Here is a 13,617-nt window from a genome sequence, read left to right on the forward strand (position 1 = left end):
CCCGTCAGGTGTCAGCCGGTTAACATCGGGCACGGTCCTGTCTTCGACAGGCCGTGCCCTTTGTCTTTTTCATCCTCCAGAATTCTTTCGTGGCCATGAACGAGATCACTACCTCCGAACAGCTCGACCTGCAAACCGCAGCCCTGAAAGTGCCGCCGCATTCCATCGAGGCCGAACAGGCCGTGCTCGGTGGTCTGATGCTGGACAACAACGCCTGGGAGCGGGTGCTGGATCAGGTGTCGGACGGTGACTTCTACCGGCATGACCACCGGTTGATCTTCCGTGCCGTGCACAAGTTGGCTGACGCCAACCAGCCGTTCGATGTGGTGACGCTGCACGAGCAGCTCGACAAGGAAGGCTTGTCGACGCAGGTCGGTGGCCTGGCATACCTGGCCGAATTGGCCAAGAACACGCCTTCGGTGGCCAACATCAAGGCTTATGCCGCGATCATTCGCGAGCGGGCCACGCTGCGGCAGCTGATCAGCATCAGTACCGACATCGCAGACAATGCGTTCAACCCGCAAGGCCGTGATGCGGCGGAAATCCTCGACGACGCCGAGCGGCAGATCTTCCAGATCGCCGAGGCGCGGCCCAAGACAGGCGGCCCGGTAGGGGTCAACGACCTGTTGACCATGGCCATCGACCGCATCGACACCTTGTTCAACTCCGACAGCGACATCACCGGTATCTCCACCGGTTATACCGACCTGGACGAGAAAACCAGCGGCCTTCAGCCGGCCGACCTGATCATCGTGGCGGGCCGGCCTTCGATGGGCAAAACCACGTTCGCCATGAACCTGGTGGAAAACGCCGTGTTGCGTACCGACAAGGCCGTGCTGGTGTTTTCGCTGGAAATGCCAGGCGAATCGCTGGTCATGCGTATGCTGTCCTCACTGGGTCGTATCGACCAGACCAAGGTGCGCTCCGGTCAATTGAGCGACGACGACTGGCCACGCCTCACGTCGGCGGTGAACCTGCTAAACGACCGCAAGTTGTTCATCGATGACACCGCCGGCATCAGCCCATCGGAGATGCGCGCGCGCACCCGACGCCTGGCACGCGAGCACGGTGAGATCGCCATGATCATGGTCGATTACCTGCAGCTGATGCAGATTCCTGGTTCTTCGGGTGACAACCGCACGAACGAGATTTCCGAAATCTCCCGGTCGCTCAAAGCCCTGGCCAAGGAATTCAATTGCCCGGTCATTGCCCTCTCGCAGCTCAACCGCTCTCTGGAGCAGCGCCCGAACAAACGCCCGGTGAACTCCGACTTGCGTGAATCCGGTGCAATCGAGCAGGACGCCGACGTCATCATGTTCGTGTACCGCGACGAGGTGTATCACCCCGAAACCGAGCACAAAGGCGTGGCGGAAATCATCATCGGCAAACAGCGTAACGGGCCAATTGGCTTTGTGCGCCTGGCGTTCATCGGCAAGTACACCCGTTTCGAGAACTTGGCGCCGGGGATGTATAACTTCGACGACGATGAATAACGCCTGATCCTGCTTCACCAGACGCACCTTCTTACCTGAATCGTGGGGCGAACGTGCCCCACAAGGCGTCACGCCCCAACCGTCGCACGCTTGCCAATTCCCACGAAGACAGTCGGATTTGGTTAAAATTTGTGCTATTCTCCGCGCCCGCGATTTCCCTGCACACCAGAGCCGGTCACTGATATGCAAGCAGCCAAACCACTTTACGATTATCCCAAGTACTGGGCCGAATGCTTCGGGCCAGCACCTTTCCTGCCAATGAGCAGGGAGGAGATGGATCTGCTCGGTTGGGATTCCTGCGACATCATCATCGTGACCGGCGATGCCTACGTCGACCATCCGTCGTTTGGCATGGCCATCATTGGCCGGTTGCTGGAAGCCCAGGGTTTTCGCGTGGGCATCATCGCCCAGCCGAACTGGCAGTCCAAAGACGACTTCATGAAGCTTGGCGAGCCCAACCTGTTCTTCGGTGTGGCTGCCGGCAACATGGACTCGATGATCAACCGCTACACCGCCGACAAGAAGATCCGTTCCGACGACGCCTACACCCCGGGCGGCCTGGCGGGCAGCCGGCCTGACCGTGCCAGCCTGGTGTACAGCCAGCGTTGCAAGGAAGCCTACAAGCACGTGCCCATCGTACTGGGCGGCATCGAGGCCTCGTTGCGCCGCATCGCGCACTACGACTATTGGCAGGACAAGGTGCGCCACTCGATCCTGATCGACGCCAGCGCCGATATCCTCCTGTTCGGCAACGCCGAGCGTGCCGTGGTCGAGGTGGCGCAACGGCTGTCCAACGGCGAGAAGATCGAATCGATCACCGACGTGCGTGGCACGGCCTTCGTGCGGCGGGACACCCCGGACGGCTGGTTCGAAATCGACTCTACCCGTATCGATCGTCCGGGGCGTGTCGACAAGATCATCAACCCGTACGTCAACACCCAGGACACCCAGGCCTGCGCCATCGAACAAGCCAAGGGCGACCAGGAAGACCCGAACGAAGCCAAGGTGGTGCAGATCCTCGACAGCCCGCGCGTGACGCGTGAGAAGTCGGTGATTCGCCTGCCGTCGTTCGAAAAGGTGCGTAACGACCCGGTCCTGTATGCGCACGCTAACCGTGTGCTGCACCTGGAGACCAACCCAGGCAACGCCCGCGCCTTGGTGCAGAAACATGGCGAGGTGGACGTGTGGTTCAACCCACCGCCCATTCCCATGAGCACCGAGGAAATGGACTACGTGTTCGGCATGCCCTATGCGCGCGTGCCGCACCCGGCCTATGGCAAGGAGCGCATCCCGGCCTATGAGATGATCCGCTTCTCGGTCAACATCATGCGCGGCTGCTTCGGCGGCTGTACGTTCTGCTCGATCACCGAGCACGAAGGGCGCATCATTCAGAACCGCTCGCACGAATCGATCCTCAACGAGATCGAGGAGATGCGCGACAAAGTGCCCGGCTTCACTGGCGTGGTATCGGACCTCGGCGGCCCCACCGCCAACATGTACCGTATCGCCTGCAAGAGCCCGGAAATCGAGAAGCATTGCCGCAAGCCTTCGTGCGTGTTCCCGGGCATCTGCGAGAACCTGAACACCGACCACAGCTCGTTGATCGAGCTGTATCGCAAGGCCCGTGCGCTGCCAGGCGTGAAGAAAATCCTCATCGCCTCGGGCCTGCGCTACGACCTGGCGGTGGAATCGCCGGAGTACGTCAAGGAGCTGGTAACCCACCACGTGGGCGGCTACCTCAAGATCGCCCCCGAGCACACCGAGCGTGGCCCGCTGGACAAGATGATGAAGCCGGGCATTGGCAGCTATGACCGCTTCAAGCGCATGTTCGAGAAGTTCTCCAAGGAGGCGGGCAAGGAGCAATATCTGATCCCGTACTTCATCGCGGCGCACCCCGGCACCACCGACGAAGACATGATGAACCTGGCCTTGTGGCTCAAGGGCAACGGTTTCCGTGCCGACCAGGTGCAGGCGTTCTACCCCTCGCCGATGGCGTCGGCCACCGCCATGTACCACTCGGGCAAGAACCCGTTGCGCAAGGTGACCTACAAGAGCGAGGGCGTGGACATCGTCAAGAGCGACGAGCAGCGTCGCTTGCACAAGGCGTTCTTGCGTTACCACGACCCCAAGGGCTGGCCAATGCTGCGCGAGGCGCTGCAGCGCATGGGGCGTGCCGACCTGATCGGGCCAGGCAAGCATCAGCTGATCCCGTTGCACCAGCCGCAATCCGATACCTACCAGAGCGCCCGGCGCAAGAACTCGACGCCAGCCGGTAGCCACAAGGTGGGCAAGGATCAGAAGATCCTGACCCAGCATTCCGGCCTGCCGCCGCGCGCCAGCGATGGCAGCAAGCCATGGGACAAGCGCGAGAAGGCCAAGGCGGAGGCGTTCGCCCGCAACCAGCAAGCGGCCAAGGAGCGCAAGGAGTCGGCCAAGGGTGGCAAAGGCGGGAAAAAGCCGCGTCAGCCAGTCATTCCACGCTGAAACCCCGGGCCGCCTGGCGGCCCCTCCTTCAGCGACTACCGGTTACTCGATCACTGCACATCGACATCATTGCGGGCATCACTCGGGGCGCGAGAACTCGCAGATCGCGCCTGTGGCAGCGTGGGCATAGGCAGCGAGCAGGCTGTTCAAGAAACTGGACATGGGCATTTGGTACTGCTCCTAAATGAGAGGTTGTCCCATCGTCTATTAAAAGGGCATGATGTGCCCTTAGATTGGTTGTATACAATCCATTGAACAATTCAACTGGCTGGTCCATTGACATCCCCTTGACGCACGTCACCCAGGGGCTGGACGGTTTCAGGCAGTCTCGCTGTTGATAAAACCCTGCCAAGGAGATTCACGATGTTTGCGAAAGCTGTAGCGGTATCCCTGCTGACCCTCGCCAGCGCCTCTGTCTTCGCAGCCGAGTGCTCGGTAACTGTCGATTCGACTGACCAGATGTCCTTCAGCACCAAGGAAATCACGGTCGACAAGAGCTGTAAGGAATTCACCGTCAAACTCACTCACTCCGGCAGCCTGCCGAAGAACGTCATGGGCCATAACCTGGTTATCAGCAAGACGGCCGACATGCCGGGCATTGCCACCGAAGGCATGAGCCAGGGTCTGGAAAAGGACTACATCAAGGCCGACAACGCCGCCATCATCGCCCATACCAAGATGATCGGCGCGCCAGAGAAGGAAACCGAAGTGACGTTCGACGCCACCAAGCTTGCAGCAGACGGCGACTACAGCTTCTTCTGCACCTTCCCAGGCCATATCTCAGTGATGAAGGGCAAAGTCGTGGTCAAGTGATTTGACCGCGCGCTAGAACACGAACTGGGGCCGCAACGCGGCCCCAGTTGCGTATTCAAGGGGCGAACGGCAGTTCGCGCTTGTGCTGGGTCTTGCGGTAATTGGCAACGATGACATCGAAAGCGGCTTGATCGATTTCCTGGCCATGCAGGAATGCATCGATTTGCTGGTAGGTGACCCCATGCGCTGCTTCGTCTGGCTTGCCCGGGTCGAGGTCTTCGAGGTCAGCGGTAGGCACTTTCTCCACCAGTGACTCCGGCGCTCCAAAATGCCGCGCGATGGCGCGTACCTGATGCTTGACCAGGCCACTGAGCGGCGCCAGGTCGCAGGCGCCGTCGCCGAACTTGGTATAAAAGCCCATGACCGCTTCGGCCGCATGGTCGGTGCCGATCACCAGACCTGCGCGCGCGCCTGCGATGGTGTACTGGGCAACCATGCGCATCCTGGCTTTGATGTTACCCACCACGAAATCCACAAGCGTGGGCGAGCCGTTTTTCAACGCCTGCGTTTCGCCTGCCAGTGCCTTGACGGCCGGGGCGATGTCGATGGTATGCGTCTCGTCCGGCTTGATGACCTCCAGGCACGCCTGTGCATCATGCTCATCGTGCTGGACATGATAGGGCAGGCGCACGGCGATGAAGGTGTAGCCCTTGTCACCGGTTTCTTCACGCAACTCGTTGATCGCGCGCTGGGCGAGCAGGGCTGCGGTAAGCGAATCGACGCCGCCGCTGATGCCCAGTACCAGGGTCTTGAGCCTTGCATTGGCCAGGCAGTCCTTGATGAACGCTACCCGCCGGGTCACTTCGGCCTCGAGGGCGGCAGCGTCGGCGAACGGCGGTTGTACCTTGAGTGCCTGGGCAATCTCTTGCTGAACCGCTTGCATGGGGTTACTCCTTGCTGGGAACTTTGAAAACGTGACGTAGGTAAGTGACGAAGTTTTCGTCACGACACTGGGTCTTGGCCGCTTCGTCTGAAATCTTGGCCACCGGTGCGCCGTTGCAATCGGTCATCTTCAGCACGATGCTCATTGGCGTTACGCCCGGAATGTCGCAGGTCAGGTTGGTGCCGATACCGAAGCTTACGTTGATGCGACCACGCAGGGCACGGAAGATTTCCAGCGCCCGTGGCAGGTTCAGGCCATCGGAAAACACGAGCGTCTTGGTCATCGGATCGATGCCCAGGTGCTGATAGTGAGCAATGGCTTTTTCGGCCCAGAGCACAGGGTCGCCGGAGTCGTGGCGCAGCCCATCGAAGAGCTTGGCGAAGTACAGGTCGAAATCGCCCAGGAAAGCATCCATGGTCACGCAGTCGGTCAAGGCGATGCCCAGCAACCCTCGGTATTCACGCACCCAGCAATCGAGCGCGGCGATCTGGCTGTCGATCAACCGCGGGCCCAGCTGTTGGTGGGCCATGATCCATTCATGAGCCATGGTGCCCAGCGGCTTGATGTCGAGCTTCCAGGCCAGGTCCACGTTGCTGGTCCCGACGAAGCGGGCCGGGAAGTCATCGCGCAACACGCGCACCACGTCCTCCTGCACGCGGCTGGAGAAACGCCGGCGGGTACCAAAGTCAGCGACCTGCATTTCGGCCAGTTCATCGGTGCTGGCGTTGGCGCGCAGCCAATCGAATTTACGGTAAAGCTGATCCCGGGCAGCGGCCAGGCGCATGTGCGGGTGCAGCGAACGGTTGCGCACCTCGCTGATGATGGCGAGCAGAGGCACTTCGAACAGGATCACATGCAGCCACGGCCCCTTGAGGCGCAGCACCAGCTGACCTTCGTCGATACCCAGGTGCACGTAGCGCAGGTTGAAGCGGAACAACCTTAGAAAGCGCAGGAAATCGGGCTTGAGAAAGCTGATGCGCTCCAGGAAGGCGAGTTGGCCGTTATCCAGCGTCAGTTCGGCAAGCTGTTCGAGTTGCTGGCGAATGTCGTGCAGGTAGGGACGCAGGTCCTCGCCATTGCGGCAGCGAAACTCCCATTCGACATCGGCGTCAGGGTAGTTGTGGAGCACGCCCTGCATCATGGTGAGCTTGTAAAAATCGGTGTCGAGCAGGTTATGCACGATGCGCTCGGCGAATGCGCTCTCGCTCATCAGGGTGGCTCCAGAAACGGCAATAGGCGGTCATTGTGCCAGTCTTTGCCATGCCGATGTGATTGTGACGCCGACCCTGCGGCGAAGCAGCGCGAAACCTTTCAGAAGAATCTGAATACGGTGTCGTACCGGCCAAACCGGACGGCGTTACGTTGCGTGTCGAGTGTAGTTACGGTGCGGGCTGTAGCAGTCACGCACCAGCGGTGTGCAGTTCGGTGACGTTAATTGTTACAGGTCGGTTGCCCATTGGCCTGTGCGCCAGTTGCAACACCCTGACGGTGCGGTAGCCCTGCGCCGCGATAATCGGTGCTACCAGAGGTGGGATAGACGGTTGCACGCTCAATAAAGAAACGGGCAGTGCCCGCCCGCCACGATATGCACGGTGGGGTTTGAAGATGATGCGAATCTAATGGCACGGCCCTTGCTCAGAGCACAGGGCTGAGTCGTTGTAGTGCCAATCAAAAAAACTCTAGGAGCACCACCTCATGTCGCAGACGTTTTACAAGAAAGGTTTCCTGGCCCTGGCCCTGGCCGTTGCCACGGCCCTGGGTGTTTCTTCGTATGTACAGGCCGACGTCAAGATCGGTGTCGCAGGCCCGATGACCGGTGCCAACGCAGCGTTTGGCGAGCAATACATGAAAGGTGCGCAGGCAGCGGCTGACAAGATCAACGCAGCCGGTGGGGTCAATGGCGAGAAGATCGTGCTGGTCAAAGGCGACGACGCCTGCGAACCCAAGCAGGCCGTGTCTGTGGCGAACCGGCTGGTTGACCAGGACAAGGTCATTGGCGTGGTAGGGCATTTCTGCTCCTCCAATACCATTCCGGCATCCGAGGTGTACGACGAAGCAGGCGTCATCGCCATCACGCCAGGCTCGACCAACCCGCAGGTCACCGAGCGCGGGCTGTCGGCCATGTTCCGCATGTGCGGGCGTGACGACCAGCAGGGCGTCGTCGCCGGCAACTATATCGTCGATGTACTCAAGGGCCAGAAAGTGGCCGTATTGCACGACAAGGACACCTACGGCCAGGGGTTGGCCGATGCGACCAAGGCACAACTGGAAAAACGCGGCGTCAAGCCCGTGCTGTACGAGGGCCTGACTCGAGGCGAGAAAGACTTCAGCGCCATCGTCACCAAGATCCGCTCCACCGGCGCCGACGTGGTCTATTTCGGTGGCCTGCACCCGGAGGCCGGCCCCCTGGTACGTCAGCTGCGTGAGCAAGGGCTCAAGGACGTGAGGTTCATGTCCGACGACGGCATCGTCACCGACGAACTGGTGTCCACGGCAGGCGGGGCGCAGTACGTCGATGGCGTCTACATGACCTTTGGCGCCGACCCGCGTCAATTGCCGGACAGCAAGGCGGTGGTCGAGGAATTCCGTAAAGGCGGCACCGAGCCCGAAGGCTACACCCTCTACGCCTATGCCTCGTTGCAGGCACTGGCGGCCGCGTTCAACGGCGCCAAGTCCAACAAGGGCGAAGACGCGGCCAAGTGGTTGAAGGCCAACCCTGTGCAGACGGTAATGGGTGAGAAGAAGTGGGACAGCAAGGGTGACCTGACGGTGTCGGACTATGTGGTCTACCAGTGGGACAAGGACGGCAAGTACCACCAGCTGGAAAAACAACAATAACAACGGCTCCAGGCCCCGGGCGCAAGCTCCGGGGCCGGGCCCCGCGGTACCCGTCTTTATCCGAAGATCAGCACAGTGCTGCAGCGCCATGGCTGCCTGGTACCGGGCCCTGCGTGGGCAGCACCGGTGCGATCTCGATCAGGTGAGATTGCGTTATGGATGGTATTTTCCTGCAGCAACTGGTCAACGGCCTGACCCTCGGGTCGGTCTACGGCCTGATCGCCATCGGCTACACAATGGTCTATGGCATCATCGGCATGATCAACTTCGCGCACGGCGAGGTGTATATGATTTCCGCCTACCTGGCGGCGATCAGCCTGGCATTGCTGGCCTATTTCGGCGTCGAATCCTTCCCCCTGCTGATGTTGGGCACCTTGTTGTTCACCATTGTGGTGACCGGGGTATACGGCTTCACCATCGAGCGCATCGCTTACAAACCCTTGCGCAACTCCACCCGCCTGGCGCCGCTCATCAGCGCCATCGGCATTTCCCTGATCCTGCAGAACTACGCGCAGATCAGCCAAGGTGCGCGGCAACAGGGGGTACCTACCCTGCTTGAAGGCGCCTGGCGCGTCGAGGTGGGCAGCGGTTTCGTGCAACTGACCTACACCAAGATCTTTATCCTGGTGGCGGCCTTCGTTGGCATGGGCCTGCTGACCTACGTGATCAAGTACACCAAGCTCGGGCGCATGTGCCGCGCGACCCAGCAGGACCGCAAGATGGCGTCGATCCTGGGCATCAACACCGACCGGGTAATTTCCTACGTGTTCGTCATCGGTGCCGTGATGGCGGCGCTGGCCGGCGTACTGATCACCATGAACTACGGCACCTTCGACTTCTATGCCGGCTTCATCATCGGCATCAAGGCCTTCACCGCTGCAGTGCTCGGTGGCATCGGCTCACTGCCTGGCGCCATGCTCGGCGGCATCATCCTCGGCATCTCCGAATCGCTGTTCTCCGGGCTGATCAACTCGGACTACAAGGACGTATTCAGCTTCTCGCTGCTGGTACTGATCCTTATCTTCCGCCCCCAAGGCCTGCTGGGTCGCCCACTCGTGGCTAAGGTGTGACCATGTCCGTTTCCAAATCCGTATCCGTTCCCCAAAAGACAGGTTTCGATCTCAAGCGCAGCGTAGTGGAAACCCTGGTTGCAGGGCTGCTGGCGCTCATCGTGTTCGGCCCGGTCGTCGGTGTGGTGCTCGACGGCTACAGCTTCAACGCCGAACCGCGGCGTGTGGCGTGGCTGGTCGGCGGCGTGATGCTCGGGCGCTTCCTGCTCAGCCTTTACCTGCAAACCGCTGCCGGTCGGCGCATGCTGCAAGGCTTCGACAATGGCGGTTCAGGCGTGCATGTGAACCCGCCGGACTACAAGTCGCGGCTGCGCTACATCATTCCTGCGCTCATCGTGATCGCCATCGTCTTCCCGATCTTTGCCAACAAGTACCTGCTGACGGTGGTGATCCTCGGGCTGATCTATGTGCTGCTTGGTCTCGGCCTGAATATCGTGGTTGGCCTGGCCGGGCTGCTGGACCTGGGTTATGTCGCGTTCTATGCCATCGGTGCCTATGGCCTGGCGCTGGGCTACCAGTACCTGGGGCTTGGCTTCTGGAGCGTGCTGCCCCTGGCGGCCATTGCCGCAGCGCTGGCCGGGTGCATCCTGGGCTTTCCAGTGTTGCGCATGCACGGTGATTACCTGGCCATCGTCACCCTGGGTTTTGGCGAAATCATTCGCCTGGTGCTCAACAACTGGCTGTCGTTCACCGGTGGGCCGAATGGCATGCCGGCCCCGGCGCCGACGTTCCTCGGCCTGGAGTTCGGTCGGCGGGCCAAGGACGGGGGCGTGCCCATCCACGAGTTCATGGGTATCGATTACAACCCCAATCTCAAGTTCGTGTTCATCTACGCGGTGCTGTTTTTGGTGGTGCTGGCCGTGCTGTACATCAAGCACAGGCTGACACGCATGCCGGTAGGTCGAGCATGGGAGGCCCTGCGCGAAGACGAGATCGCCTGCCGCTCCATGGGGCTCAATCATGTGCTGGTCAAGCTCTCGGCGTTTACCCTGGGCGCCTCGACTGCGGGGCTGGCGGGGGTGTTCTTCGCCACCTACCAAGGCTTCGTCAACCCGTCCTCGTTCACCTTCTTCGAGTCAGCGCTGATCCTGGCCATCGTCGTACTGGGCGGCATGGGCTCGACGGTCGGCGTGGTGATTGCCGCGTTCGTGCTCACCGTTGCGCCAGAACTGCTGCGCAGCTTCTCCGAGTATCGGGTACTGCTGTTTGGGGTGCTGATGGTGCTGATGATGATCTGGCGACCGCGCGGGCTGATCCGCATCAGCCGGTCCGGTGTGACCCCGCGTAAAGGAGTGGCGCCATGAGCGACGACATCATTCTTTCGGTAGACCACCTGATGATGCAGTTCGGTGGCATCAAGGCGCTCAGCGATGTGAGCCTGAAAGTCAGGCGCAATCAGATCTTCGCCCTGATCGGCCCCAATGGCGCCGGCAAGACCACAGTGTTCAACCTGCTGACCAAGTTCCTGCAGCCCACCAGCGGAACCATCCGCCTGCTCGACCAGGACATCACCCGCACCGACCCGGCCAAGGTGGCACGCATGGGGCTGGTGCGCTCGTTCCAGATCTCGGCGGTATTCCCGCACCTTAGCGTGCTGGACAACGTGCGCGTTGCCCTGCAGCGGCCGGGCGGGCTGGCCACGCAGTTCTGGCTGCCGATGCGCTCGCTCAACCGCCTCAACGAGCGCGCCATGCAGCTGATCGAGTCGGTCGGCCTGGCCGACAAGCGCAACGAGCTGGCGGCTGATCTCTCCTACGGTCGCAAACGCGTACTGGAGATCGCCACCACCCTGGCGCTGGAGCCCAAGGTGCTGCTGCTGGACGAACCCATGGCCGGCATGGGTCACGAGGACGTGCACGTGGTGGCCGAGATCATCCGCGAGGTGGCCACCCAGCGTGCGGTGCTGATGGTCGAGCACAACCTCAAGGTGGTCGCCGACCTCTGCCATCAGGTGACCGTGCTGCAGCGCGGCGAAATCCTTACCTCCGGCGACTACCGCACGGTCAGCCAGGACGAGCGCGTACGCGTGGCCTACATGGGGACCGACGATGACTGAACCCTTGCTCAGCGTGCGCGACCTCAACGCCTGGTATGGCGAAAGCCATGCCCTGCACGGCATCGACCTCGACGTGCACCAGGGCGAGACGGTGACCCTGCTCGGCCGCAACGGCGTCGGCAAGACCACCGCGCTACGCTCGATCGTCGGCATCATCCGCAAGCGCAGCGGCAGCATCCGCTTCGACGGCAAGGACATGCTGCGCGTACCGCTGCACCGCACCGCTCGCCACGGCATCGGTTATGTACCGGAAGAACGCGGCATCTTTTCCACACTGACGGTGGAGGAGAACCTCACCCTGCCGCCGGTGATCGCCAAGGGCGGCATGACCCTGGCGGAGATCTACCAGCTGTTCCCCAACCTCGAAGAGCGCCGCAAGAGCCCCGGCACCAAGCTTTCCGGTGGCGAACAGCAGATGCTGGCCATGGCGCGCATCCTGCGCACGGGAGCCAAGCTGCTGCTGCTCGACGAACCCACCGAAGGCCTGGCACCGGTGATCATCCAGCGCATCGGCGAGGTGCTGCAGACGCTCAAGCAGCGCGGCATGACCATCCTGCTGGTCGAACAGAACTTCCGCTTCGCCAGCAAGGTGGCCGACCGTTTCTACGTGGTCGACCACGGCAAGGTCATCGACACCTTCGACGTTGCCGATCTGCCCGGCCGCATGACCATGCTCAACGAAGCCCTGGGGGTCTGATGACGACGATTTTCGATGTGCCGATCCAGGCCTTTCTCGGCCAATTACTGATTGGCCTGATCAACGGCTCGTTCTACGCCATGCTCAGCCTGGGCCTGGCGATCATCTTCGGCATGCTGAAGATCATCAACTTCGCCCACGGCGCGCAATACATGATCGGCGCCTTCGCCGGCTATCTGCTGCTGGCGACCCTCGGCATCGGCTACTGGCCGGCGCTGATCCTCGCGCCGATCATCGTCGGCTTATGCAGCGCGGTGATCGAGCGCCTGGCGCTATCGCGGCTGTACAACCTCGACCACCTCTACAGCCTGCTTTTCACCTTCGGCCTGGCGCTCGCCCTGGAAGGCGCGTTCCGCTACTTTTACGGCTCCTCCGGGCAGCCCTACGCCGTGCCCAAGGAGCTGGCCGGTGGCTACAACCTGGGCTTCATGTTCCTGCCCAAGTACCGCGCCTGGGTGGTACTGGCCTCCCTGGTGATCTGCATCGCCAGCTGGCTGCTGATCGAGAAGACCAAGCTCGGCGCCTACCTGCGTGCCGCCACGGAAAACCCGACACTGGTGCGCACCTTCGGCATCAACGTGCCGCTGTTGCTAACCTTCACCTACGGCATGGGCGCAGCGCTGGCCGGCCTGGCCGGCATGCTCGCCGCGCCGATCTACCAGGTCAGCCCGCTGATGGGCTCGAACCTGATCATCGTGGTGTTCGCGGTGGTGGTGGTCGGCGGCATGGGCTCGATTCTCGGCGCGATCATTACCGGCTACATGCTCGGCATCCTCGAGGGGCTGACCAAGGTGTTCTATCCGGAGGCTTCCAACATCGTGATCTTCGTGATCATGGCGATCGTACTGCTGGTGCGCCCGGCCGGCCTGATGGGGAGGGACGCCTGATGAACAGCCAGGTGAACGTCACGCCGACCACCAAACGCCCGCTGCTGCGCCTGGAGACCGTGCTGATCCTGATCGGCGTGGTCGCGCTGGCACTGGCACCGTTCTACTTCTACCCGATCTTCCTGATGAAGGTGCTGTGCTTCGCCCTCTTCGCCTGCGCCTTCAACCTGCTGCTCGGCTATACCGGCATCCTATCCTTCGGCCACGCGGCGTTCTTCGGCGGCGCGGCGTATTTCACCGCCCACGCGGTGAAGGAATGGGGGCTGCCTCCGGAGTTGGGCATTCTCGTCGGCGTCGCCGGCGCGGCGTTTCTCGGGCTGATCATCGGCTTCCTGGCGATCCGCCGGCAGGGTATCTACTCGACGATGATCACCCTGGCGCTGTCGCAGATGTTCT

At 61.5% G+C, this 13,617-nt stretch carries 12 protein-coding genes; 10 read left to right on the plus strand and 2 right to left on the minus strand.

Annotated elements, in window-relative coordinates; all coding sequences use genetic code 11:
• Nucleotides 1-95: 95 nt before the first annotated feature.
• The 3 genes from dnaB to azu all read left to right on the plus strand — a co-directional run bounded on the left by dnaB (nt 96) and on the right by azu (nt 4,790).
• Nucleotides 96-1,493 (plus strand): replicative DNA helicase, encoded by a 1,398-nt coding sequence (dnaB, locus tag B2Y33_RS06445; RefSeq protein WP_023532900.1) that lies wholly within the window; start codon nt 96-98, stop codon nt 1,491-1,493.
• 183 nt (nt 1,494-1,676) lie between these two features.
• Complete coding sequence (locus tag B2Y33_RS06450) at nt 1,677-3,977, plus strand: YgiQ family radical SAM protein (RefSeq protein ID WP_027913943.1); 2,301 nt, start codon at nt 1,677-1,679, stop codon at nt 3,975-3,977.
• A gap of 363 nt (nt 3,978-4,340) precedes the next feature.
• Nucleotides 4,341-4,790, plus strand: coding sequence for an azurin (gene azu, locus B2Y33_RS06455; protein ID WP_206405179.1), 450 nt, complete (start codon nt 4,341-4,343; stop codon nt 4,788-4,790).
• Nucleotides 4,791-4,845: 55 nt separating this feature from the next.
• Here azu and nadE read toward each other — a convergent pair whose 3' ends face one another.
• Together nadE and pncB are read right to left on the minus strand one after the other, a co-directional pair.
• On the minus strand, nt 4,846-5,673 hold the full coding sequence (gene nadE / locus B2Y33_RS06460) for an ammonia-dependent NAD(+) synthetase (protein WP_028687883.1): 828 nt from the start codon (nt 5,671-5,673) through the stop codon (nt 4,846-4,848).
• Nucleotides 5,674-5,677: 4 nt separating this feature from the next.
• Nucleotides 5,678-6,883, minus strand: coding sequence for a nicotinate phosphoribosyltransferase (pncB, locus tag B2Y33_RS06465; RefSeq protein ID WP_181074357.1), 1,206 nt, complete (start codon nt 6,881-6,883; stop codon nt 5,678-5,680).
• A gap of 485 nt (nt 6,884-7,368) precedes the next feature.
• On the opposite strand from pncB, the gene B2Y33_RS06470 reads away from it, so the two are divergent.
• From B2Y33_RS06470 to B2Y33_RS06500, 7 genes are all read left to right on the plus strand, one after another.
• On the plus strand, nt 7,369-8,511 hold the full coding sequence (locus B2Y33_RS06470) for a branched-chain amino acid ABC transporter substrate-binding protein (RefSeq protein ID WP_206405176.1): 1,143 nt from the start codon (nt 7,369-7,371) through the stop codon (nt 8,509-8,511).
• 155 nt (nt 8,512-8,666) lie between these two features.
• The gene (locus B2Y33_RS06475) at nt 8,667-9,581 is read left to right on the plus strand and encodes an ABC transporter permease subunit (protein ID WP_023533025.1); all 915 of its coding nucleotides are present in this window, start codon (nt 8,667-8,669) and stop codon (nt 9,579-9,581) included.
• Nucleotides 9,582-9,583: 2 nt separating this feature from the next.
• Nucleotides 9,584-10,885 carry a high-affinity branched-chain amino acid ABC transporter permease LivM gene (gene livM / locus B2Y33_RS06480; RefSeq protein ID WP_206405175.1) on the plus strand — a complete coding sequence of 434 codons (1,302 nt, stop codon included), beginning with the start codon at nt 9,584-9,586 and terminating at the stop codon, nt 10,883-10,885.
• Nucleotides 10,882-11,637 carry an ABC transporter ATP-binding protein gene (locus B2Y33_RS06485; RefSeq protein ID WP_288632786.1) on the plus strand — a complete coding sequence of 252 codons (756 nt, stop codon included), beginning with the start codon at nt 10,882-10,884 and terminating at the stop codon, nt 11,635-11,637. Before livM ends, B2Y33_RS06485 begins: the two co-directional genes overlap by 4 nt.
• On the plus strand, nt 11,630-12,334 hold the full coding sequence (locus tag B2Y33_RS06490; RefSeq protein WP_101276199.1) for an ABC transporter ATP-binding protein: 705 nt from the start codon (nt 11,630-11,632) through the stop codon (nt 12,332-12,334). Before B2Y33_RS06485 ends, B2Y33_RS06490 begins: the two co-directional genes overlap by 8 nt.
• Complete coding sequence (locus B2Y33_RS06495; protein WP_013981555.1) at nt 12,334-13,221, plus strand: branched-chain amino acid ABC transporter permease; 888 nt, start codon at nt 12,334-12,336, stop codon at nt 13,219-13,221. Before B2Y33_RS06490 ends, B2Y33_RS06495 begins: the two co-directional genes overlap by 1 nt.
• The coding region (locus tag B2Y33_RS06500; RefSeq protein WP_288632787.1) for a branched-chain amino acid ABC transporter permease at nt 13,221-13,617 on the plus strand (397 nt) is incomplete at its 3' end. The genes B2Y33_RS06495 and B2Y33_RS06500, both read left to right, overlap by 1 nt.

Source organism: Pseudomonas sp. UBA5666 (assembly GCF_002420785.1).
Classification (GTDB): Bacteria; Pseudomonadota; Gammaproteobacteria; order Pseudomonadales; family Pseudomonadaceae; genus Aquipseudomonas; species Aquipseudomonas fulva.

Excerpts from the sequence above, each read along its gene's own strand:
- B2Y33_RS06485 (WP_288632786.1), top strand. The coding sequence starts at position 10,882 with ATGAGCGACGACATCATTCTTTCGGTAGACCACCTGATGATGCAGTTC.
- B2Y33_RS06450 (WP_027913943.1), top strand. The coding sequence starts at position 1,677 with ATGCAAGCAGCCAAACCACTTTACGATTATCCCAAGTACTGGGCCGAA.
- dnaB (WP_023532900.1), top strand. The coding sequence starts at position 96 with ATGAACGAGATCACTACCTCCGAACAGCTCGACCTGCAAACCGCAGCC.
- B2Y33_RS06490 (WP_101276199.1), top strand. The coding sequence starts at position 11,630 with ATGACTGAACCCTTGCTCAGCGTGCGCGACCTCAACGCCTGGTATGGC.
- B2Y33_RS06470 (WP_206405176.1), top strand. The coding sequence starts at position 7,369 with ATGTCGCAGACGTTTTACAAGAAAGGTTTCCTGGCCCTGGCCCTGGCC.
- B2Y33_RS06475 (WP_023533025.1), top strand. The coding sequence starts at position 8,667 with ATGGATGGTATTTTCCTGCAGCAACTGGTCAACGGCCTGACCCTCGGG.
- B2Y33_RS06495 (WP_013981555.1), top strand. The coding sequence starts at position 12,334 with ATGACGACGATTTTCGATGTGCCGATCCAGGCCTTTCTCGGCCAATTA.
- livM (WP_206405175.1), top strand. The coding sequence starts at position 9,584 with ATGTCCGTTTCCAAATCCGTATCCGTTCCCCAAAAGACAGGTTTCGAT.
- azu (WP_206405179.1), top strand. The coding sequence starts at position 4,341 with ATGTTTGCGAAAGCTGTAGCGGTATCCCTGCTGACCCTCGCCAGCGCC.
- nadE (WP_028687883.1), bottom strand. The coding sequence starts at position 5,673 with ATGCAAGCGGTTCAGCAAGAGATTGCCCAGGCACTCAAGGTACAACCG.
- pncB (WP_181074357.1), bottom strand. The coding sequence starts at position 6,883 with ATGAGCGAGAGCGCATTCGCCGAGCGCATCGTGCATAACCTGCTCGAC.